Here is a 19,569-nt window from a genome sequence, read left to right as displayed (position 1 = left end):
CTCTAAGGTGTTTCTAAGGGTTTTTCACTGTTAAAACGCCGCCTGTTGATCCCATTCGTGCGCGATCAGCGATTCCATCAGTGCGCGATTTTTTTATTGGTGGTGAGCACCCGCCATCGGCTGTGTTTCTGTAGCAACGAATACTTTTGGATTGATTTCTTTGCTGGTCTGAGCAGCGACAATCCACGTCGCTGCGGCTTTGAGAGCTGAGCTTGGCGGCTAAAGCTTTGATGCTTCCGTGACTACTGTTCTAGGCCGATTCGCTTTGGATTCGCGCCTGCACAACCGTCGCGGCAAGTCGTTGTCCAGGTTTGCGGTTGGAGAAGGCAGCTCTTTGATGCGTTTGTCGTCCACGATCACTCTTTCGGGCCGTTGGCGAGTGTGTCCTGCGGGTGTTCTCCGTATTGCTCCTGGTAGCGCCGAGCGAAGTGGCTGCGGCTGGTGAAGCCCATCGATGCAGCAGTGTCGCCAACACCGGTGAGGCCCTGGTTGGTGCGACGTGTTGGGTTCAGCAGCAATTGCCGGACGCGGTCCATGCGCACGGAGCGTTGTAACTCCAGGGGTGTCTGCTCGAAATGCTCCTTGGATCCCTTGAACAATGACGTTCGGGATTGGAAGAGCTCGGCGCTGAGAGCTTCAACGGTGACTACCTTCATTGGGTTTCTGTCGCACCAGTGCAGTAGATCGATGGCGGCTTCATGGCGTGCCTCTCGTTTGGCAATCTGCTTTGTGCGTGCCTGGGGCTGTTCAAAGCAGCGAATCACGCTGTCGATCAGTTGATCGGGGTCTTCGGGATTCCATCCCTGTGCATCGCGATGGATCAGTTGGTTGAGCTGATCTTGCAAGCGTTGTTGCAAGTCCGGCAGCAGTTCCAGCTGATTGGTGCCTTCCCAGCGTTCCAGGGTGCGTTTGCTTCCTCCTCGGCGCTCCAGCTGCTCCAGCAGCACTTCCTTGGCAATCACGATCGTGGCCAGACGGGCACCGGCAGGCAGCTTCAGATCAAAGTCGGCGAGGTGGCGGTTGTATCCCATCAGGGCTGGCCACTCCACAGGAATGCCTTGCGCTCGATAAGGCGACGACGTCTTGGTCTGCTCGAGAGGGACCGCCACCGTGCATGGTTTCGGCCGGCGGGTTCCGCTGAGAAACAGGCTTTGATTGGTTTCCAGCAGATTGAAGCGAATCGCGCCAAGGTGAAAGATCCTCAGTCGGCCCTGGAGCGGCCCGCGGCTCATCTGCAGCGCTACAAGATCGGGTGACAGTGGTTGGAAGAGCTCCTGCAGGCCTTGGCAGCTGGAAAATGTGCTGTCGAACTGGATCACCGACGAGCTGAAGACCTGCTGAAACTGTTGCTGTTAGTGCCCCCTATCGTTTGCGATGGTGAGCCGATGCGTACGCGATTGTGTTCATTCCTGGATGGCGGCTGCGTAGTCGAGGCTGCTGTTGAGGTTTTGGTCAGACACTGGTGCCGCTCGTTGCGCGCTGGTTGTTGTCAGTGGTGGTTCGTTCTCTGCTCGTTGGCCTTGCGGCGAGCTTGTTGATCGCCGAGCCTGCTGCCGCCCAGCGCAATCCGATCACCTCGTTCACGCGACTGTGGGGTGAATGGGATGTGGTCCCGAACTCGCAATGGGCTCCCGAGGCTGTGGATCCATCCGCGCAGCCCGATCGCTCGATCCAGATCTTCAAATTTCAGCCCGTTGTTCCCTTCCGACTGAACGACGACTGGACCGTGCTGACGCGCACGATCTTTCGCTTCATTTCTTTGCCCACGGCGGATCCCTTGATTGGGCTGTCGCCGGCGGGTGGGCCCGCACTGCTGGGCTGGGATCAGCGCAGTCAGGCCGGCTTGGCCGACATCAGCCCCACCGCCTTTTTGGTGCCGGATCTCGGCCCTGACTTCACCATCGGCCTGGGCTCATCACTGGTGGTGCCAATCGGTGATGGCGCGATCGACAGCGGTAAGTTGTCCGTCGGTCCTGCACTTCTGGCCTTTTTTCATCGCGGCCCCTGGGTCGTTGGGGCTCGCATGCGCAATGTGTGGTCGGTGGGTGGCCAGTCCGATCGCGACGACGTCAACCGCATGGTGGTGCGCGGACTGCTGCGCTACCAGTTGAATCCCGACTGGTATCTGATTTCCTCGCCGATCATTGCTGCCGATTGGACCCAGCCGGATGGCAAAGGCTGGGTCGTTCCGGTCGGCGGCGGTGTGGGTCGCTCGTTCCGACTGGCTGGTCAGCCCATGCAGGTGTCGGTGGAGGGCTACTACAACGCGGTGAAGCCTCAGGTGTTGGGTGAGGAGTTGCTGGGTGACTGGACGATCCGCACCCAGTGGCAGATCCTCTTCCCCAACTGAGCCGAATCAGCGCCGGTTCGAGCGGCTGAGGGTCGCGATAAAGGTGCGCCGACCGAAGCGGCGAATCCTGTGGCGCCCCCGCGGCAGCCAGCGGGTGGTGTTGCGCAAGGCTTTCAGCCAGCCGGCTACATAGTCGCGATGGCGCTGTGGACTGAGAACCCAGCGCGCGATGTAGGACGAGCCAACACCCAGGAGCAGAATTCGACCAATCCACATACGCGGTTTCCTGGCTCAGGCTGCCAGGTTGCGGAAGCGGGTGAACTGGGGCTCAAACAGCAGCTTCACGGTGCCCACCGGTCCGTTGCGATGCTTGGTCACGATCAGGTCGACAACTTCGGTGGGGGCGTCGATGAAGCGCATGAATTGATTCTTCGATGTTGGAGTCGCGTCGGGATCGCCTCAGAAGTTGAAGTCTTGCATTGAGTTGATGGTTTGCTGGGAGTAGCTCCAGCTGCTGGCGGAGTTGTCGAAGATTTGGTTGGAGAAGAGGTCTTGATAGGTGGCATTGAGGGAGGTGCTACCGGCGCTGTTGAGGCCATAGGCATTCACTTGAATCATGGTGGCTGGATCGGTGGAGAGTTCAGCAAGACGATTGAGGGCGGCATTGAGATCGTTTTGCATTTCCTCCCACTGCAATTGGCCCTGATTGTTTTTGAGAAAGGTCGGGTTGCCTTGGTTGTCGTAGCGGAGGCCTGAGGTGGTGATGTCTTCCTTGCCAAGGGTTTCCGGTAGCGGAATGGCCTGGCCGATGATGGAATCGGAGGCTGAATCGGTTCTGGTGTCCCACCAGCTGCGTCGTACCGGCCGCCCATCGAGAACGAGGGCGATGGAGGTGGATAGAGCCTGTTGGTTGGGGTCGTTGGCTTTTTGGGTAAGGAGATAGTCGAGCCCTTCCAAGGCGCCGAGCAGTTCGGTGCCGCCATAGAGGTTGGAAGGTCTGTCCGAATTGCCTTTCTTAAGGTCGTATTGATTGGGTTTAGGTAGGCCAAGCTCTTCCCAATGGTTGTTGTTTTCGATTGAGTTGCCAAGCCCTTCTCCTGCCATTTTGAGCGACAGGATGGATTGCATAGTGTCGATGCCGCTGCTGGCACTGCTGCGCGAAAGGGTGAAGGTTTTGTGTTGAACGTAATAGTTATAGGTGATCAGGTGAATGTCGAGATCTTTGGCATTTTTATCATCGTTGGGGTTGTCAATAATGGTGTAGTTGTTGAGCTCTTGAATGGCTTGCTCGGTGGTTTGTTCGGTAAGTACTTGGAGTAACTGTCCTGACGTGATGGTGTTGTTGGTGTCGAGGCGTTGAAATGCATAGCCAGCGCGTTCAGCGTCTTTTGCGAAGGCTTCTAGTGCCAGCAGGCTTTGAAATTTGCTGTGATTGTTGCGGTCGCTGCGGAGCATGGACGTGGAGGTGTCCAGTACGAGAAAAAGATCGCTTTTTTCTAAGCTGAGCTCTGGAGTTGGAGTTGGAGTTGCAGGTGGAGTGGGTGAGGGAGAATCTGAGGATTCTGAGGAAGGTGTTGAAGGTGTTGAAAAAGAAGAAGTCGACGTTGGAGTTGTGGTAGTGGTATCGACGGTGAGGGTGACGGTGTTATTGGATTCGGCCCCGTCTTGGTTGTTATTGCCAGATGAATCTGAGAATTTGTTGCTGTCAACGTGGATCACACCATTGGTGGTGCTGTCAGTGTCTGGTGTGAAGGTGGCGGTGTAATCGGTGCCGGAGCCAGCGAAATCAGAGAGGGTACCGCCAGTGACATCGATATCGGTAAAGACGAAATCGCTGGACGACTCTGTGAGGGTGAAGGTTATTGCAGCCGTATCGCCCGCTTGAAGAGTGGAGACATCAGAGGAGAGGGCGATTTTGGGCCGAACGGTATCGACGGTGAGGGTGACGGTGTTATTGGATTCGGCCCCGTCTTGGTTGTTATTGCCAGATGAATCTGAGAATTTGTTGCTGTCAACGTGGATCACACCATTGGTGGTGCTGTCAGTGTCTGGTGTGAAGGTGGCGGTGTAATCGGTGCCGGAGCCAGCGAAATCAGAGAGGGTACCGCCAGTGACATCGATATCGGTAAAGACGAAATCGCTGGACGACTCTGTGAGGGTGAAGGTTATGGCAGCCGTATCGCCCGCTTGAAGAGTGGAGACATCAGAGGAGAGGGCGATTTTGGGCCGAACGGTATCGACGGTGAGGGTGACGGTGTTATTGGATTCGGCCCCGTCTTGGTTGTTATTGCCAGATGAATCTGAGAATTTGTTGCTGTCAACGTGGATCACACCATTGGTGGTGCTGTCAGTGTCTGGTGTGAAGGTGGCGGTGTAATCGGTGCCGGAGCCAGCGAAATCAGAGAGCGTACCGCCAGTGACATCGATATCGGTGAAGACGAAATTGCTGGAAGACTCTGTGAGAGTGAAAGTTATGGCAGCCGTTTCGCCCGCTTTGAGAGTGGAGACATTGGAGGAGAGTTCAATTTTGGGTGGAGTTGTGTCATCTATGAAGCTCAGGCCGAAATTAGTGATTCGAGCATCGGTGATTGAGCTTGCGCCTACTGAGCGCACATCAAAGGCGCTGTTTTCAAATTCAAGCTCGATATTGCTTAAGTCATCGGATGCCGTGTGATTGGTTGCGTTCCCTGTGACCGAGAGTGTTGCGGTTGTGTCGGATGTACGTGTGACAACAGTGGTCAGACCGGCTGGAACATTTGATGCGGTGTGGGTGATTGTGTCGCCGTTCGATCCAGCAAATATTGTTGTTCCTGGATTGTTAAAGGTAATGGTGGCTGTTTCGGTGAATGAGCCAACATTGGCTGCGTCTTCGGTTAAATTTCGAGTGCTCCAAGTAAAGTTTGCTGCCGGAGTGTCTGTTGTTGTGGTGTCTCCAGTCCAGGCGGGGCCTAGTTGAAAGTCGAGGTAGAACCAAATACTCCCCCTGTTATCTGAGCCCATTTGCATCTCAAATGTATCGATAGCGTCGTAATAAATTCTTGCTCGGCCTTCGTCTTGCGTTCCAGTTGTATTTTGATTGCCGGCATCATCAAATTTTACTGACCCGTCGCTTTGAGTGGTAACTGTTAGCCCTGTGTTGTTGGCTAATTCATACGATTGGAAGTCTTTAAATACTTGATATTGATTGATGTCAATGTCGTAAGTATTTAAGACGACATTCTCTAGGGTGACTTTATTGCCTGTGCCTGCCCCTGTGTATGTACCGGCTTCATAGAAGCTGATTATAGTGTTGATGGTCTTTTCGCCTGATGCGAGGCCGTATAGATCTGTGGATATGTAGTCACTGTCGACCCCGCCGTCATCAAGTCTGTCGAGTCTTATATTTGAATTGATGCTCTGGACTGTGTAAAGCGCATCAACTGCTTGGCTGCTAATTGTGATGACATTTTTGAATAGTACTGACTGCCCTGCAGCCACACTTCCATTGGGATCGGAGAAGGATGTGTCGTAATTGGTGTGATCAAAAACAAGTTGTTGATAGTTTGCGTCAAGAACTTGAGTGCTTGAAAATTCAACGCTAATCGGTTTGCCATTGATTAAAATTTGTCCGCTATCGTTTGCCTGGCTTGCAAATGATTGGCTTGATGCTGCGCTGGGGCTGATTAGTAATTGTGCGAAGTATTGGCCTTCGTCTCCTGGTGTGTCGGTTTCGTTGAGGAGCGCGTCTAGATGATGCCCATATTCTTCGGTCAGAACCTTGATGGCTTCAATGTTGCTGGCTGTTTGAACCCATTCATTGTTGATATAAATCGTTTGATTCGAAGTTGCGTAGGCGCCCATGGCGCCGCTCATGTCTTCTTGCTGCAGGAGTTCAATCGCGGGAATGTCACTTGTCTCGCCTCCTGCAAGGCGTACGACTAAGGCTGCCAGCTGGTCCGATGGGTCGCTGGAATCAAGCTGCAAGGCCTCGTTGGCTGCCTCCGATAGCGCACCCTCTGCCGCCCACTCCTGGAGTTGTGGGTGCCACAGCTCCTTCAGGCTGGCCGCTGTAACTGGTGTTTTCGTTGTGGCTTGCTGGGCCTCGCTTGTTGATGCTTCAGCGTTGCCGGTCAGGCTCGAATCGGGATCCGAATCTTCAGCTGTCGTTTGAATGCTGTTGCTTGAATCTGGATTGAGAGGTGTTTCGTTGCTGCTTGATGCTGTGTCTAGAGCTAATTTTTGACCTGTGTTTTCAGAGAAACCTGATTCATTAGTGTTGATGGTTTCACTGCTGACGGCTTCGCTGATTGGAACAGCGCTGCTTTCATCGTTTTCTGAGTTCGACAGATTGCCTTTCCATTCTTGAAGTTTCTCTTTGCCGATTAGGGTTCTGAGAGAGGCTTTGTTGCCATCACTGCTTAAAAGTGTGCATTGATGGCTGTTGATTTCTGATTTGCTTGAGAAAACATCAGCTCCTGTCAGTTTTTCGAGCGTTTTCTTGAGTTCTATGTTTTGTCCTGCTTCGCAGCTCCAAAGGAAGATTGCTTCAAGAGTCCATGCCTCAAGTTGCTGCGCTGCATGCTCAAAATAGGTTGTATCGAGAACGGTATTTCCGAGCTTGACCTCTCCTTCGCTGCCGTGGGCAACAATATGCAGCTCACTGGCGGGATTTCCCTTTTGTTGTTTCTGCTGTAATTGCTTCGAGATTTCTTGAATTGGATCGCCTTGGATCCAGGTGATCTCTTTGTCTAAGTCCTCCAGCCAGTTAACGCCCTGAATGTCGTGGGTGGTCACGATCAAACGCGGTTTTGGTGCTTGTCGATTCTTTTTCTTATGCAGTTGCCATGATTTGAGTCCTCGCGTGCTCTGAAGACCAGCACCTGCCCAACGCGTGTCAGCGGTAGTGGCCCGAGACGCGGTTTTCATGCATCATTTGCATTCTCTGAGCTCAGTCTGAGATCTTGCTGAGATGTGCGCCTCCCTCAACTGAGGGAAGCGAAGCATCTTGCACTTTTAGAACCATCCTCGTTCGGTTCAGCTCAGGCTGCCAGGTTGCGGAAGCGGGTGAACTGGGGCTCGAACAGCAGCTTCACGGTCCCTACGGGGCCGTTGCGATGCTTGGTCACGATCACTTCGGTGATGCCGCGGTCGGGGGTTTCCGGGTTGTAGTACTCGTCGCGGTAGATCATCAGCACCAGGTCGGCGTCCTGCTCGATCGAGCCGGATTCCCGCAGGTCGCTCAGCATCGGTCGTTTGTTGGTGCGCGACTCCACGCCACGGCTGAGCTGGGAGAGCGCGATCACCGGCACGTTCAGTTCCCGGGCCATTTGTTTGAGGGCACGGGTGATCCGCGAAATCTCCTGCACGCGGTTGTCAGGGCTCGATCCCTCCATTAGCTGCAGGTAGTCGATCACCACCAGGCCCAGTTCCTTGCCCTGCTCCGCCATCAACCTGCGGCAGAGCGAGCGCATTTCCAGCACACCTGAATTCGGTTTGTCGTCGATGTAGATCGGCAGCTGGCCCAGTGTGTTGATGCCTTGCCCCAGCAGCGGCCATTCCTCCTGTTGCAGGCGACCGGTGCGTAGACGACCGGCTTCGATGCCCACCTCCATCGACAGCAGCCTGTAGGTGAGCTGCTCTTTGCTCATCTCTAGGGAGAACACGCACACCGGTAGGTCATGCAGCTGTGCCACGTTCTTGGCCAGGTTGAGCACGATCGAGGTTTTGCCCATGGCGGGGCGTCCGGCCACGATGATCAGGTCACTGCGTTGCAGGCCCTGGGTCATGGCGTCCAGGTCGTAGAAGTTCACCGGGATGCCGGCCACCGAGGTGCCCAGCGAGCGGCTTTCAATTTCGTTGAAGGTGCTGGTCAGAATCTCCGCTGTGGGGGTGAGTCCCTTCGACGGTTTCTCCTGGCTGATCGCAAAGATCGTTTGCTCGGCTTTGTCGAGCACCTGCTCCATCGGCAGGCTTTGATCAAAGCCCAGCTGAATCACCTCGTTGCCGGAGCGGATCAGCTGGCGGCGCAGGAACTTGTCCATCACCAGCCGGGCCACCTGCTCGATCGAAGCGGTGGAGGCCACGCGTTCCACCAGCTCCACCAGCCGGCCACTGCCGCCCACTTTCTCGAGCGCTCCTGTGTCGGCCAGCCAGGCCGTCATCGCCGTCAGGTCGGTGGGTTTGCCCTGGCTGTGGAGCATCACCGCCGTGCGGAAGATCTCCCGGTGGGCATTCAGATAGAACGCTTCCGGCTGCAGCACATCCGCCACCCGGCCGATGGCATCAGGGTCGAGCAGGATGCCGCCGAGGACGGCTTCCTCGGCCTCCAGGTTCTGGGGAGGAATCGAATCCGGCAGGGCTTCAAAACTGGGCTCCTCGCGCTGGCGCCCTTTACCGAAACCGCGGCGTCCCTCTTCGGCGGACTCGCCGCCAGCACCAGTCATGGGAACGCTCACCATGGCGGCAGCTGCTCAAAGATGATCAACACTCTGACGCACCTTCACCGGCCACGTCAGAGTGTGTGCGTGGTCGCGATCAGTAGCTGACCACTTCCAGGTTGATCTCAGCGGTTACTTCGCTGTGAAGCTTCACCTGCACCTTGTAGTTCCCGGTGCGGTGGATGTCGGGAACGGTGATGTCGCGACGATCCACTTCCTTCTTGGTGGCCTCTTCGATCACTTCGGCCACATCGCCGTTGGTGACGGTGCCGAACAGCACATCGTCATCACCGGTCTGCTTCTTGACGGTGAAGCGGCCGATGGTGTCGAGAGCGGTGCGGAAAGCGATGGCTTCCTGCTTCAGGGCTGCCTGACGCTCGGCTTCCTTGGCGCGGCGGTGCTCCACCTGTTTCATCACCGCGGGGGTGACAGGAACGGCTTTGCCGAAGGGCAGCAGGAAGTTGCGGGCGTAGCCGGGAGCCACTTCCACCAGATCGCCGTCACGGCCGAGGCTGAGAACGTCCTCGTTCAGAACGACTTGTACGCGCTTGGCCATGGAGAACGATCCCTACGACGTCGAATGAGCAGTCGGCAACTTTACGACGCCGCCGGTAGGCGCACTTTCTTGGCTAAGCCGAGGGCGCGCATCAGGCGGATGTGCTCCCAGGTGAGGTCGATCTGACCCGACTGAAGGCCGTGGCGTGCGGAGTGGGGGAAGGCATGGTGGTTGTTGTGCCAGCCCTCGCCGAACGTCAACGCTGCCACCCATTTGTTGTTGCGAGAGGCGTCGCCGCTGTCGTGGGCCACGGTGCCCCAGCAGTGGGTGGCGGAGTTCACCAGCCATGTGACGTGATAAACGAGCACCAGGCGCAGGGGGATGCCCCAGAGCACCAGGGCCCAGCCGCCGGCGCCGGTGGTGCTGCCGATCCAGAACAGCAGCCCGGCCAGTGGCAGTTGGAGCACCAGGAACCAGTTGTTCAGCCAGCGGTAGTAGGGATCCTTGGCCAGATCACCGGTCATGCGAGGCACGGCCTGCATGGCAGGGATCGGCTCGAACATCCAGCCCATGTGGCTCCACCAGAAGCCGCGATGGCTGTTGTGGTGATCAGCATCCGTATCGGAAAACTTGTGGTGATGGCGATGCAGCCCCACCCAGTCGATCGGGCCGTGCTGGCAGCTCAGCGCTCCGCAGGTGGCGAAGAAGCGTTCCAGCCATTGCGGCAACTGGAAGGAGCGGTGGGACAGCAGGCGGTGATAGCCGATGGTGACGCCCAGGCAGGCGGTGACCCAATAGAGAACCAGCAGGCTGGCCACGGCTTGCCAGCTCCAGAAGCGGGGGGCCAGAGCCAGCAGGCTGAGGGCATGAATCACGATCATGAATCCGATCGTGGCCCAGTTTTTTCCGCTTTCTGCGGGCACCGGCTGTTCGCCCTTTCGCGGCTGGTGCAGCAGGGTTGCCAGCTGCAGGGCGCGGTGCGAGGCTGCGGGGCGGCTGGGCGGTGACGGCGTGTCAATCACGCTGGATACCATGGTCTGATCCGTTAGATGCCCAAACATTACATCCGATACGGATCCGTATCAAGAAATGAGCAGCGTGAGTGGTTCTGATCATGTGACCAAGGGTTACCGGCAGCGCCTCGAGGAGGGGCGGCAAGCCATGGCTCACTTGATCCATGTGTGGCACGAGCGCAATGGCTGGTCCCACAAGGTCTTGCCCGCTTTGGCCGATGCGCTGGACCTGGGCCGTGTGCACAACTCCCAGATCTCCAACCTGCGCAACGGCAAGCTTTCATCCCCAGGACCTGAGCTGTTTCTGGCCCTGGGGCAGGCCAATGGGGTGTTGCATCAAGGCGTCGAGCCGATTCGCACCCACCTGGCTGAAGTCCACCCCGATCTGCTGCGGGTGCTCAGTGAAAGTGCGGTTCCCCTGCTGGGCTCCGACGGGGCGCCCCTGGGTGCTGGGGACTTTCTGGAAATCTTTGTGGGCCTCGGGCCTCTGCCGCCTGGGTTCGACTGGCGCATCGATGCTGATGAGGCTGCTCAGCTGAGTGCTGCCATGGCCGACAGTCTCTGCCGCGGGCAGGCCTGGCGGCAGTGCCGAGACGCGGTGATGGAGGCCTATCCCGTCACCAAGCCCCAGCGTCGGGAGCGTTTTGCCGAGGTGATGGCCGGCCTGAGGGAGTACAGCGCTGAGGAGCTCGACGGTGAGTTCCTCGATCTTTATGCCACGCATCTGGCCCTGGAGGGGAACAAGGGCCAGACCGCTGAAGCGTTTTTAGGGGAGCTGCGCGCGGCGACTCAACCGGGGTAGCGCGCTTGACGCACCCGGCGGGTGAGGCCGAGTTTCTGCAGCAGCCGGATGTGCAGCCAGGTGATGTCGATCTCAAACGGGCGCAGGCCGTGGCGTGCGCTGGCGGGGAACGCGTGGTGGTTGTTGTGCCAGCCTTCGCCAAAGGACAGCACCGCCACCCACCAGCAGTTGCGCGACAGGTCGGGGCAGTCGAAATTGCGATACCCGAAGGCGTGCGTGGCGGAATTCACCAACCAGGTGACGTGATACACCACCACCAGTCGCAGTGGAATGGCCCACAGCACCAGGCCAAGGCCGCCGCCATGGACGCCTGCAGCGTTGCCGTACCAGTACAGCGCCAGGCCGATGGGGATCTGCAGCAGCAGGAACCAGCGATCCAGCCACACGTAGAAGCGGTCGTTGATCAGATCGCCGCCAAAGCGCTCTTTGTGCTCCAGTGCCGGGATGTCGTGCAGCATCCACTCGCTGTGACTCCACCAAAGGCCCCGGCCAGCGTCGTGGTGATCATTGGGTTGATCGGAATATTTGTGGTGATGGCGATGCAGCGCCACCCAGTCGATCGGTCCGCTCTGGCAGGCCAGGGTGCCCATCACCACCAGCACGCGTTCCAGCCAGCGCGGAACCTCGAAGCTGCGGTGGGCCACCAGGCGATGCAGGCCAAGAGTCACACCCAGCACGGTTGCCCAGTAGAGGACGCCGAGGGCGATCACTCCTTGCCAGCTCCAGAAGCGTGGCAGCAGAGCCACGGTGGCCAGCACGTGCATCACCACCATGAAGGAGGTGGTGCCGCCTTTGAACTTGCGCTGTCGGCGAGGCAGGCGTTCACGGGGCGCCATCACCGCTGCGCGCATGCGCAGTTCGCGGGTGGAGCTTGTGTCTGCCGGAGTGCTGGTAACCAAGAAGTTTCTCCTTGAACCGTTTTTGCTGCGGTCGGAATGGCGACAGCCGAGACCCAGGCAAATCGGTTGGAAATGTGAATGTAAGAGAACGCAGCAGGTTCATCGCGGCTTTTTGATGGCACAAGTTTCAGAAGGGCAGGGCGTCAACACCGTTGCCAAGCGGATGGATCCCAGCGAGGCAAAGGCATTTGCCCAACGTCATGTGCTGGCGGTACGTGACCGTTTGGAGCCCCTGGCCCGTCAGCGCACGGCGGAAGTGACGCTGCGCCTGCAGAAGGTTCTGGATGCATTGGCCGCCGAGCGGGTGGGCACGCAGCACTTCGCTTCGGTGAGTGGTTATGGCCACGGTGATCAGGGGCGTGAGGTGATCGACCGTGTGTTCGCGCGCGTCCTGGGTGCTGAAGCGGCAGCGGTGCGGCTGCAATTCGTCAGTGGCACCCATGCCATCGCCGCCGCCTTGTTCGGTGTTCTGCGGCCTGGAGATCAGATGTTGTCGATTACCGGTCGTCCCTACGACACGCTGGAGGAAGTGATCGGTCTGCGCGGGGAGGGACAGGGGTCGCTGAAGGAGTTCGGCGTCGCTTACGACGAACTGCTGCTCACCGCAGACGGTGCCGTGGATCTCCAGGCACTCGATCAGGCCCTGGAGCAACCGCGTCGCCTGATCCTGATCCAACGCAGCTGTGGCTACAGCTGGCGCCCTTCCCTCACCGTCGACGCGATCGGCCAGCTGTGCGCCCGGATTCATGCCCGCCAGCCCGACTGCGTGTGCTTCGTGGACAACTGCTACGGCGAGCTGGTGGAGCCGCAGGAGCCCTGTGATGTGGGGGCGGATCTGGTGGCGGGCTCGTTGATCAAGAACCTCGGCGGCACGATTGCACCCGCTGGCGGTTACGTGGCTGGGCGCGCTGATCTTGTGGAACAGGCCTGCTGCCGCCTGACAGCGCCGGGGATCGGCAGTGAGGGCGGCACCGGTTTTGACCTGCATCGTCTGCTGTTGCAGGGGCTGTTTCTGGCACCACAGATGGTGACGGAAGCGTTGATTGGCGCTGATCTGGTGGCTGGTGTGTTTGCGGACCTGGGCTATGCGGTGCAGCCCGCCGCCGGTGCCCAGCGCGGTGATCTGATTCAGGCGGTGCAGCTCGGCAGCCCTGAGCCGCTCAAGCTGATCTGCCGCGCGTTCCAGGCGTGTTCACCGGTTGGTTCCTATCTGGATCCGGTGCCCGCTGCGATGCCGGGGTATGCCAGTGATCTGGTGATGGCCGGTGGCACCTTCATCGATGGCAGCACCAGTGAGTTCTCCGCCGATGCACCCCTGCGAGAGCCGTTCAATCTTTATGTGCAGGGAGGAACCCACCGGGCCCATGTGGAGCTGGCGCTGATGCGTGCGCTGGAGGCGCTGGCGGAGGCAGGACACTTGGATCTGGCCCAGACTGAGTGAACTCCGCCGACCACCGGCTCGATGGCCTTCGACTTTCCCACCAACTACCGCTACGCCGACAGCCACGAATACGCCTGGCAGGACGATGGGTCGGTGCGAATCGGTCTGAGTGCCTATGCCGTGGATCAGCTCGGCGACATTGTGTTCGTTGACCTGCCGGATGTGGGCGCGGAACTCAACCGCGGCACCGGCTTCGGCACGGTGGAATCCGTCAAAGCGGTAGAGGAGATGTACGCCCCCCTCAGCGGTGAGGTGATCACCCGCAATGAAGCGGTTCTGGCTGATCCTGAGCAGCTGCAGAACGACCCCCATGGCGAGGGCTGGTTGTTGGTGATCCGTCCCAGCGATCCTGCGCAACTCGAGCAGTTGATGGATGCCGCCACCTACGCCACCAAGGTTGCGGCGGGTTAGATCTTCAGCGACGGCTTCGTCAGGTTGCCTACGATTCATTCGGACGCTTGCGCACCATGACTTTGCTGGAACAGCGCATGGTGGAGTCGCAAGCCAAGGACCATCTTTCTCCGTTTGTTCAGCGCCACATCGGGCCCGGCGATGCGGCGACCCAGGCCATGCTCGCCAAGCTCGGCTTTGCCGATCTCGAGACGTTCGTGCGGGCTGTGGTGCCGCAAGACATCCTGGATCCCGAGCCCCCGCAGGGGGTGCTTCCCGCTGGCGCCGATGAAGCCCAGGCGCTGACGGAACTGCAGCAACTTGCCCAGTCCAACCGCGTGATGCGCTCCTTGATCGGCCTGGGGTATTACGGCACGGTCACCCCAGCTCTGATCCAGCGTCAGGTGCTGGAGAACCCTGCTTGGTACACCGCCTACACCCCCTATCAGGCGGAGATTGCCCAGGGCCGGCTGGAGGCCTTGCTCAATTTCCAGACGCTGATCAGCGAGCTCACCGGGTTGCCGATCGCCAATGCATCACTGCTGGATGAATCCACCGCTGCCGCTGAAGCGATGTCCATGAGCTTCGGGGTGTGCAAGCGCTCCGAAGCCAAGCGTTTTCTGGTGGATGCCGCGGTGCTGCCACAGACCCTGGCGGTGCTGCGCACCAGGGCTCAGCCCATCGGGGTGCAGCTCGAGGTGGCTGACCCAGATCAGTTCCAGTGGGGATCTGATGTGTTCGGGGTGTTGCTGCAGTTGCCTGGACGCAGCGGACGCCTTTGGGATCCGAGCGCTTGCATCGCGCAGGCCCATGAACAGGGTGCGCTGGTCACCGTAGCCATTGACCCCCTGGCTCAGGTGCTGTTGGAACCTGTGGGCCGTCTCGGGGCTGACATCGCCGTGGGCAGCTCCCAGCGTTTCGGTGTACCGATGGGCGGCGGTGGCCCGCACGCTGCCTTTTTCGCAACCCGTGAGAGCTACCGGCGCCAGTTGCCAGGTCGCATCGTCGGTCAGTCCCGCGACGCTGAAGGGCGTCCTGCCTTGAGGTTGGCGCTGCAGACCCGCGAGCAACACATCCGCCGCGACAAGGCCACCAGCAACATCTGCACGGCGCAGGTGCTGCTGGCCGTGATGGCGTCCTTCTATGCCATCCATCACGGTCCGGAGGGGCTGGCGCGGATCGCCCGGCGATTGGTGATGTTGCGCTCTCAGTTCGAGCAAGGCCTGAGGGCCTTGGGATTGCGCCTGCCCGATGGCTGTCGCTTCGACAGCATTGATGTGATCTGCCCTCAGGCTCCGGAGATTCATCGCCTGGCGCTGCGGGAGGGGTTCAACCTGCGCTGTCTGCCCGATGGCGCTGCGATGGAGGCGGCGGAAGGGTTCGGCATCAGCCTGGATGAACACAGCGATGACGCCGAGGTGCAGCGGTTGCTGGCGGTCGTGGCCGAGGCGCTGCAGGTCGATGCTCCTGCTCATGACGCGCATCGGGCTCTTGATTCAACGCTGGCCGGAGTGCCCTTGCGGTCTGCGCCCTGGTTGCAGCAACCGGTGTTTCATCGCTACCGCAGCGAAACGGAGCTGCTGCGCTACATCCAGCGTCTGGTCAGCAAGGACCTCTCGCTGGTGCACGGCATGATCCCGCTCGGCAGCTGCACCATGAAGCTCAATGCTGCGGCGGAGCTGGCGCCGGTGAGTTGGCGTGAATTCGGCGCCATCCATCCGTTTGCTCCCGCAGATCAGCTCCAGGGCAATCAGCAAATGGCGCGGGATCTGGAGCGCTGGCTGGCGTCCCTGACTGGGTTTGCTGGGGTGTCTCTGCAGCCCAATGCCGGCTCCCAGGGGGAGTTTGCGGGTTTGTTGGTGATCCGTGCCTGGCATCAGTCCCGCGGCGAGGGCCACCGCGATGTCTGTTTGATCCCCACCAGTGCCCATGGCACCAATCCGGCTAGTGCCGTGATGGCCGGCATGCGCGTGGTGGCGGTCGCCTGCGACGCCCAAGGCAATGTGGATGTGGATGATCTGCGTTTGAAGGTCGGGGATCACGCCGAGTCCCTGGCGGCTCTGATGGTCACTTACCCCTCAACCCATGGGGTGTTCGAGACCCGCATCCGTGAGATCTGCAGCCTGGTTCACGACCATGGCGGCCAGGTGTATCTGGATGGGGCCAACCTCAATGCCCAGGTGGGCTTGTGCCGCCCGGGCGCGTTCGGCGCCGATGTCTGTCACCTCAATCTGCACAAGACGTTCTGCATCCCCCACGGGGGTGGTGGACCCGGGGTCGGCCCCATCGGTGTGGCCGAGCATCTGCTGCCCTTTTTGCCGGGTCATCCCCTGACGGACTGCGGCGGTGCGCAAGCGATCTCTGCGGTGTCGGCGGCGCCCCTGGGAAGCGCCGGGATTCTTCCGATCAGTTGGATGTACCTGCGCTTGATGGGGGCTGCCGGATTGCGTCAGGCAACGGCGGTTGCTTTGTTGTCGGCTAACTATCTCGCCCAGCGTTTGGATGCCCATTACCCCGTGTTGTTCCGGGGCGAGGGCGGCCTGGTGGCCCATGAATGCATTCTCGATCTGCGCGGCCTCCGTCGCAGCGCCGGTCTGGAGGTGGATGACCTGGCCAAGCGTTTGATGGATTACGGCTTCCATGCCCCGACGGTGAGCTGGCCTGTGGCGGGAACGGTGATGGTGGAACCGACGGAAAGTGAAAGCCTCGAGGAGCTGGATCGTTTCTGCGACGCCATGATCGCCATCCGCGCTGAAGCGGCTGCGATCGAGTCGGGCGCCAGTGACCCTGACAACAACCCCCTGCGCCGAGCGCCTCACACCCTGGCAGCAGTGACATCCGATCAATGGGATCGTCCCTACAGCCGTGAGCAGGCGGCCTTCCCCCTGCCGGATCAGCGGCTCAGCAAGTTCTGGCCGGCGGTGGCGCGCATTGATAACGCCCACGGTGATCGCAACCTTGTCTGCACCTGCCCGAGCGTGGAAGAGCTGGCTTCTGTTCAACCTGTGCGATAAATTTCACCGAAATCGGAAATTAAGCTTCGATTTTTCATCGGGAGAACAAATTGTTCTCCACACTGCACAGCATTCACCAGTCGCAAAGAGGGAACCGATGAGTCGCGACATGAACCACCCCTCCGATTCCAAGCCCCAGAACGGGGATTCGCTGCAGTTGCCCGAAATCCCCGACTGTCTTCAGGCCGCTCTGGGCCGTGGTCACACCTTGCCGATTGAAGGCACCAACGTTCTGCGGGTTCCCTTCGGCGTTCGCCAGGCCCGTCGTCAGCGTCCCGAACGTCCCGAGCGTTGGGCGACGCTGGTGATCCCGATTCAGTCGCAGGGATCACCCACCCCGCCGCCTCAGGCGGCCTGAGCCTGATCTTCTAGGCGGCTGAGAGCAGGCTCTGCTCCTGTTCCAGTCGCCAGTCCACCAGTGCTTTCACGTCGGCCAGCGAGCAGGTGGGCGTGCGAAACGGCAGCAAGGTCATCGGACTGCGTTCCGGCCTGACGAGCCAGCTGTGGTTCTTTTGTTGCAGCAAAACAAAACCGCGATAGCGAACCGCGTACTGAGGCTCCTGATTGATACCCATTCGCCGAATGGAGCTGTGTGGTGACGTCGTTATTTCAGTCCGCCAGATGTGGTGTGTGGCGCAAATCCCGAATCTCTTTGGGATTGATGTGGGCGACTCCGCACCGGCCGTGGCTTAGTTCAGGGCAAATAAGAGGAGATCGCTTTGATCGCAACGGCTTTCGAGGCTCTGCAGGCCTGTGGGACGACCGCGGAAGCCCAGGCCATCTCCTTTGCGAAGTGTGTTTCTGCTGCTGAGCGACTTCAGTTCGATCTCGCCATCAATGACCTGAAGCCAGTACTGCGACGCTTCAACGCTCGGTAGTTCAAGGGTCTTGCCCCTGGCGACCTGGGCGCGCCAGAGGTGGACAGGGCGCTGGATGGCCATGGCCTCGGGGTCCAGAGGATCGAGCACCGGAGTCCAGTCGTTGGCGCGGAGGTGCACCGCCCGCTGTTCATAGCTGGGAGCGAGGCCGTCCTTGCTGGGTTCAATCCAGATCTGCAACAGCCGGCAGCTCTGGTCGGCCTCGTTCATCTCGCTGTGCACGATGCCCGTGCCGGCGCTCATGCGCTGCACCTCTCCGGTCTGCAGCAAGCCGCTGTTGCCCAGCGAGTCGCGATGGGTGAGTTGACCGTCCACCATCACGGTGATGATCTCCATGTCGCGGTGGGAGTGCATGCCGAATCCACGGCCTGCAGCAATGACGTCGTCATTGATCACCCGCAAGGGCCCGAAGCCCATCCAGTCGGGGGAGTAGTGGCCTGCGAAGGAGAAGCTGTGGAAGGAGTCCAGCCACTCGGTTTGCGTGTGAAACCGTTCGGGGCCCGGGCGCCGCAGTAGGGCCGCGTCCTGCTGCTGGGCTTCTGCGGAGAGGTCGGACATCGGCTCGCTGGGATCGCTCAAAGGCTCAGGGGCGACATCTGCAGCAGGCGCTTGAGCACATCCTGGATGGAGCTGTCCTGGGGTGGCCGTGACCGATTGCCTGCCAGCGTGCGTCCCACCACCTGCGCCCCGAGATGGGTGAGCTGGATGCGCAGCACCGTCAGCAATTCGATGCCGGCCCCGCCAGAGAAGCTGGCCATGGCCACCGGTCGACCGTTGAACAGCGTTCGGAAGTCATCCCCCTGCACCGACAGCCAGGCGATGGCGTTGGTGAGCACCGGCGGAATGGAGCCGTTGTATTCCGGCGCGCAGATCACCCAGCGGGGTGCCGCCATCAGTTGGTGGTGCAGGGGCCTCACGCCTGCGGGCATGCCTTGCTCCTTGACCCGCGGTGTGAACAGGGGAAGGTCGAGGCTGGTGAGGTCCAGCAGTTCGGCGCGCTTCCCCTGGCTGTGCACCTGCGCCACAACCCGCTGCGCCAGGCTCAGGTTCTCGCCATTGCTGGCGGCGATGACGAGCACATCAGGACTGCTGGTTGAGCTCATGGGCACACCTTCGCTGTCGAACACTGCATTGTGACCATGCCGCCTCAGGCTGCCTTCAATTCCGCGGCCCTGTAGGGCACGAAGCTGGCCTTCCGGGCGCCACAGATCGGGCATTCCCAGTCGTCGGGAATCGCTTCAAACGGGGTGCCGGGGGCAATGCCGGAATCAGGATCGCCGGCCACGGGGTCGTAGATCATCGAGCACTGCTTGCAGATCCATTGGCCCGGGATCGGTTGCTCGGCCTGCCCTGCTGTGCCTTTGCCCTGCAGTGCTTTCAGAGCCACGCCATAGGTTTCGGCGTGATGCTTCTCAATCGGGGTGAGCAGGCCGAAGTTCTTGGCTGCAGTGCGGAAGCCGTCGGCATGGGTGGCGGATTCCTGGGACTGCTCGGCGAATTCCGCCGCTGCGCCACCGTCTCGGTCTTTCTGGGCCTGGGCTGTGAACTCCGGATACATGGTGGTGTACTCATAGGTTTCGCCCTCGATGGCGAGCTCGAGGCAGCGGCGGAGCATGGTCTGCTTCTGCTCATCGCTCAAGGCCGCCGGATCCTCCACCACCAGCTCAGGATGCAGCAGGCGGAAATGGGCAAAGGCGTGTTCCGTTTCCTGGGCGGCGGTGTCGCGGAACAACTTGGCCAGCTCCTTGTGGCCCAGTGCCTTGGCCACATCGGCGAAGAACAGGTATTTGCGGTTGGCCATGCTCTCGCCACCAAAAGCGGCCTCGAGATTGGCGTGCGTATTGGGTTTGGAGAGATCCATGCCTGGGTATCAAATGATCAACAGATTAGCCCTAACTCATAGCGAGTATGAGTTGCGGGGCGTGCAGTC

17 protein-coding genes and 1 pseudogene are annotated in these 19,569 nt (G+C 59.7%); 6 read left to right on the top strand and 12 right to left on the bottom strand.

Annotated features, from left to right (window positions below):
• Window positions 1–356 precede the first annotated feature (356 nt).
• Complete coding sequence (locus tag SynNOUM97013_RS12850) at window positions 357–1,319, bottom strand: response regulator transcription factor (RefSeq protein ID WP_186480130.1); 963 nt, start codon at window positions 1,317–1,319, stop codon at window positions 357–359.
• A 143-nt stretch (window positions 1,320–1,462) separates the two neighbouring features.
• On the opposite strand from SynNOUM97013_RS12850, the gene SynNOUM97013_RS12845 reads away from it, so the two are divergent.
• Window positions 1,463–2,350 (top strand): neuromedin U, encoded by an 888-nt coding sequence (locus SynNOUM97013_RS12845; protein ID WP_186480129.1) that lies wholly within the window; start codon window positions 1,463–1,465, stop codon window positions 2,348–2,350.
• Between the two features lie 6 nt (window positions 2,351–2,356).
• Here SynNOUM97013_RS12845 and SynNOUM97013_RS12840 read toward each other — a convergent pair whose 3' ends face one another.
• From SynNOUM97013_RS12840 to SynNOUM97013_RS12815, 6 genes and pseudogenes are all read right to left on the bottom strand, one after another.
• A complete protein-coding gene (locus tag SynNOUM97013_RS12840) occupies window positions 2,357–2,566 on the bottom strand; it encodes a hypothetical protein (protein WP_186480128.1) in 210 nt (69 codons plus the stop codon).
• A gap of 15 nt (window positions 2,567–2,581) precedes the next feature.
• Window positions 2,582–2,683 (bottom strand): annotated as a pseudogene (locus SynNOUM97013_RS12835) (DnaB-like helicase C-terminal domain-containing protein); the annotation flags it as partial.
• A 66-nt stretch (window positions 2,684–2,749) separates the two neighbouring features.
• A complete protein-coding gene (locus SynNOUM97013_RS12830; protein WP_186480127.1) occupies window positions 2,750–7,195 on the bottom strand; it encodes an Ig-like domain-containing protein in 4,446 nt (1,481 codons plus the stop codon).
• Window positions 7,196–7,308: 113 nt separating this feature from the next.
• Window positions 7,309–8,727 (bottom strand): replicative DNA helicase, encoded by a 1,419-nt coding sequence (dnaB, locus tag SynNOUM97013_RS12825; protein WP_186480126.1) that lies wholly within the window; start codon window positions 8,725–8,727, stop codon window positions 7,309–7,311.
• A gap of 76 nt (window positions 8,728–8,803) precedes the next feature.
• Window positions 8,804–9,262, bottom strand: coding sequence for a 50S ribosomal protein L9 (gene rplI, locus SynNOUM97013_RS12820; RefSeq protein WP_186480125.1), 459 nt, complete (start codon window positions 9,260–9,262; stop codon window positions 8,804–8,806).
• Between the two features lie 41 nt (window positions 9,263–9,303).
• Window positions 9,304–10,236, bottom strand: a complete 933-nt coding sequence (locus tag SynNOUM97013_RS12815; RefSeq protein WP_186480124.1) for a fatty acid desaturase — start codon at window positions 10,234–10,236, stop codon at window positions 9,304–9,306.
• 55 nt (window positions 10,237–10,291) lie between these two features.
• Here SynNOUM97013_RS12815 and SynNOUM97013_RS12810 point away from each other — a divergent pair, with 55 nt between their 5' ends.
• On the top strand, window positions 10,292–11,017 hold the full coding sequence (locus SynNOUM97013_RS12810; protein ID WP_186480123.1) for a hypothetical protein: 726 nt from the start codon (window positions 10,292–10,294) through the stop codon (window positions 11,015–11,017).
• Here the strand turns inward: SynNOUM97013_RS12810 and SynNOUM97013_RS12805 are convergent.
• Window positions 11,005–11,868: an acyl-CoA desaturase gene (locus SynNOUM97013_RS12805; protein ID WP_370586480.1), complete on the bottom strand. Its 864-nt coding sequence runs from the start codon at window positions 11,866–11,868 to the stop codon at window positions 11,005–11,007. The genes SynNOUM97013_RS12810 and SynNOUM97013_RS12805 overlap by 13 nt on opposite strands.
• Before the next feature lie 211 nt (window positions 11,869–12,079).
• On the opposite strand from SynNOUM97013_RS12805, the gene SynNOUM97013_RS12800 reads away from it, so the two are divergent.
• From SynNOUM97013_RS12800 to SynNOUM97013_RS12785, 4 genes are all read left to right on the top strand, one after another.
• Window positions 12,080–13,357, top strand: a complete 1,278-nt coding sequence (locus SynNOUM97013_RS12800; RefSeq protein WP_186481641.1) for a methionine gamma-lyase family protein — start codon at window positions 12,080–12,082, stop codon at window positions 13,355–13,357.
• A 21-nt stretch (window positions 13,358–13,378) separates the two neighbouring features.
• On the top strand, window positions 13,379–13,768 hold the full coding sequence (gcvH, locus tag SynNOUM97013_RS12795) for a glycine cleavage system protein GcvH (protein ID WP_186480121.1): 390 nt from the start codon (window positions 13,379–13,381) through the stop codon (window positions 13,766–13,768).
• Between the two features lie 56 nt (window positions 13,769–13,824).
• Complete coding sequence (gene gcvP / locus SynNOUM97013_RS12790; RefSeq protein ID WP_186481640.1) at window positions 13,825–16,761, top strand: aminomethyl-transferring glycine dehydrogenase; 2,937 nt, start codon at window positions 13,825–13,827, stop codon at window positions 16,759–16,761.
• A gap of 109 nt (window positions 16,762–16,870) precedes the next feature.
• The gene (locus SynNOUM97013_RS12785; protein WP_186480120.1) at window positions 16,871–17,119 is read left to right on the top strand and encodes a hypothetical protein; all 249 of its coding nucleotides are present in this window, start codon (window positions 16,871–16,873) and stop codon (window positions 17,117–17,119) included.
• Window positions 17,120–17,129: 10 nt separating this feature from the next.
• Here SynNOUM97013_RS12785 and SynNOUM97013_RS12780 read toward each other — a convergent pair whose 3' ends face one another.
• The 4 genes from SynNOUM97013_RS12780 to SynNOUM97013_RS12765 form a co-directional block, all read right to left on the bottom strand.
• On the bottom strand, window positions 17,130–17,336 hold the full coding sequence (locus tag SynNOUM97013_RS12780) for a hypothetical protein (protein ID WP_186480119.1): 207 nt from the start codon (window positions 17,334–17,336) through the stop codon (window positions 17,130–17,132).
• A gap of 114 nt (window positions 17,337–17,450) precedes the next feature.
• On the bottom strand, window positions 17,451–18,197 hold the full coding sequence (locus SynNOUM97013_RS12775; protein WP_186481639.1) for a pirin-like bicupin family protein: 747 nt from the start codon (window positions 18,195–18,197) through the stop codon (window positions 17,451–17,453).
• A 17-nt stretch (window positions 18,198–18,214) separates the two neighbouring features.
• Entirely contained in the window at window positions 18,215–18,742 is a 528-nt protein-coding gene (locus SynNOUM97013_RS12770; RefSeq protein ID WP_186480118.1) for an NADPH-dependent FMN reductase, read from the bottom strand.
• 44 nt (window positions 18,743–18,786) lie between these two features.
• Complete coding sequence (locus SynNOUM97013_RS12765) at window positions 18,787–19,500, bottom strand: rubrerythrin family protein (protein WP_186480117.1); 714 nt, start codon at window positions 19,498–19,500, stop codon at window positions 18,787–18,789.
• Between the last annotated feature and the right edge of the window lie 69 nt (window positions 19,501–19,569).

It is taken from the genome of Synechococcus sp. NOUM97013, from assembly GCF_014279815.1.
GTDB lineage: Bacteria > Cyanobacteriota > Cyanobacteriia > PCC-6307 > Cyanobiaceae > Synechococcus_C.
The sequence above is the reverse complement of the archived record's forward strand: the minus strand, read 5'-3'. Positions and strand labels throughout refer to the sequence as shown.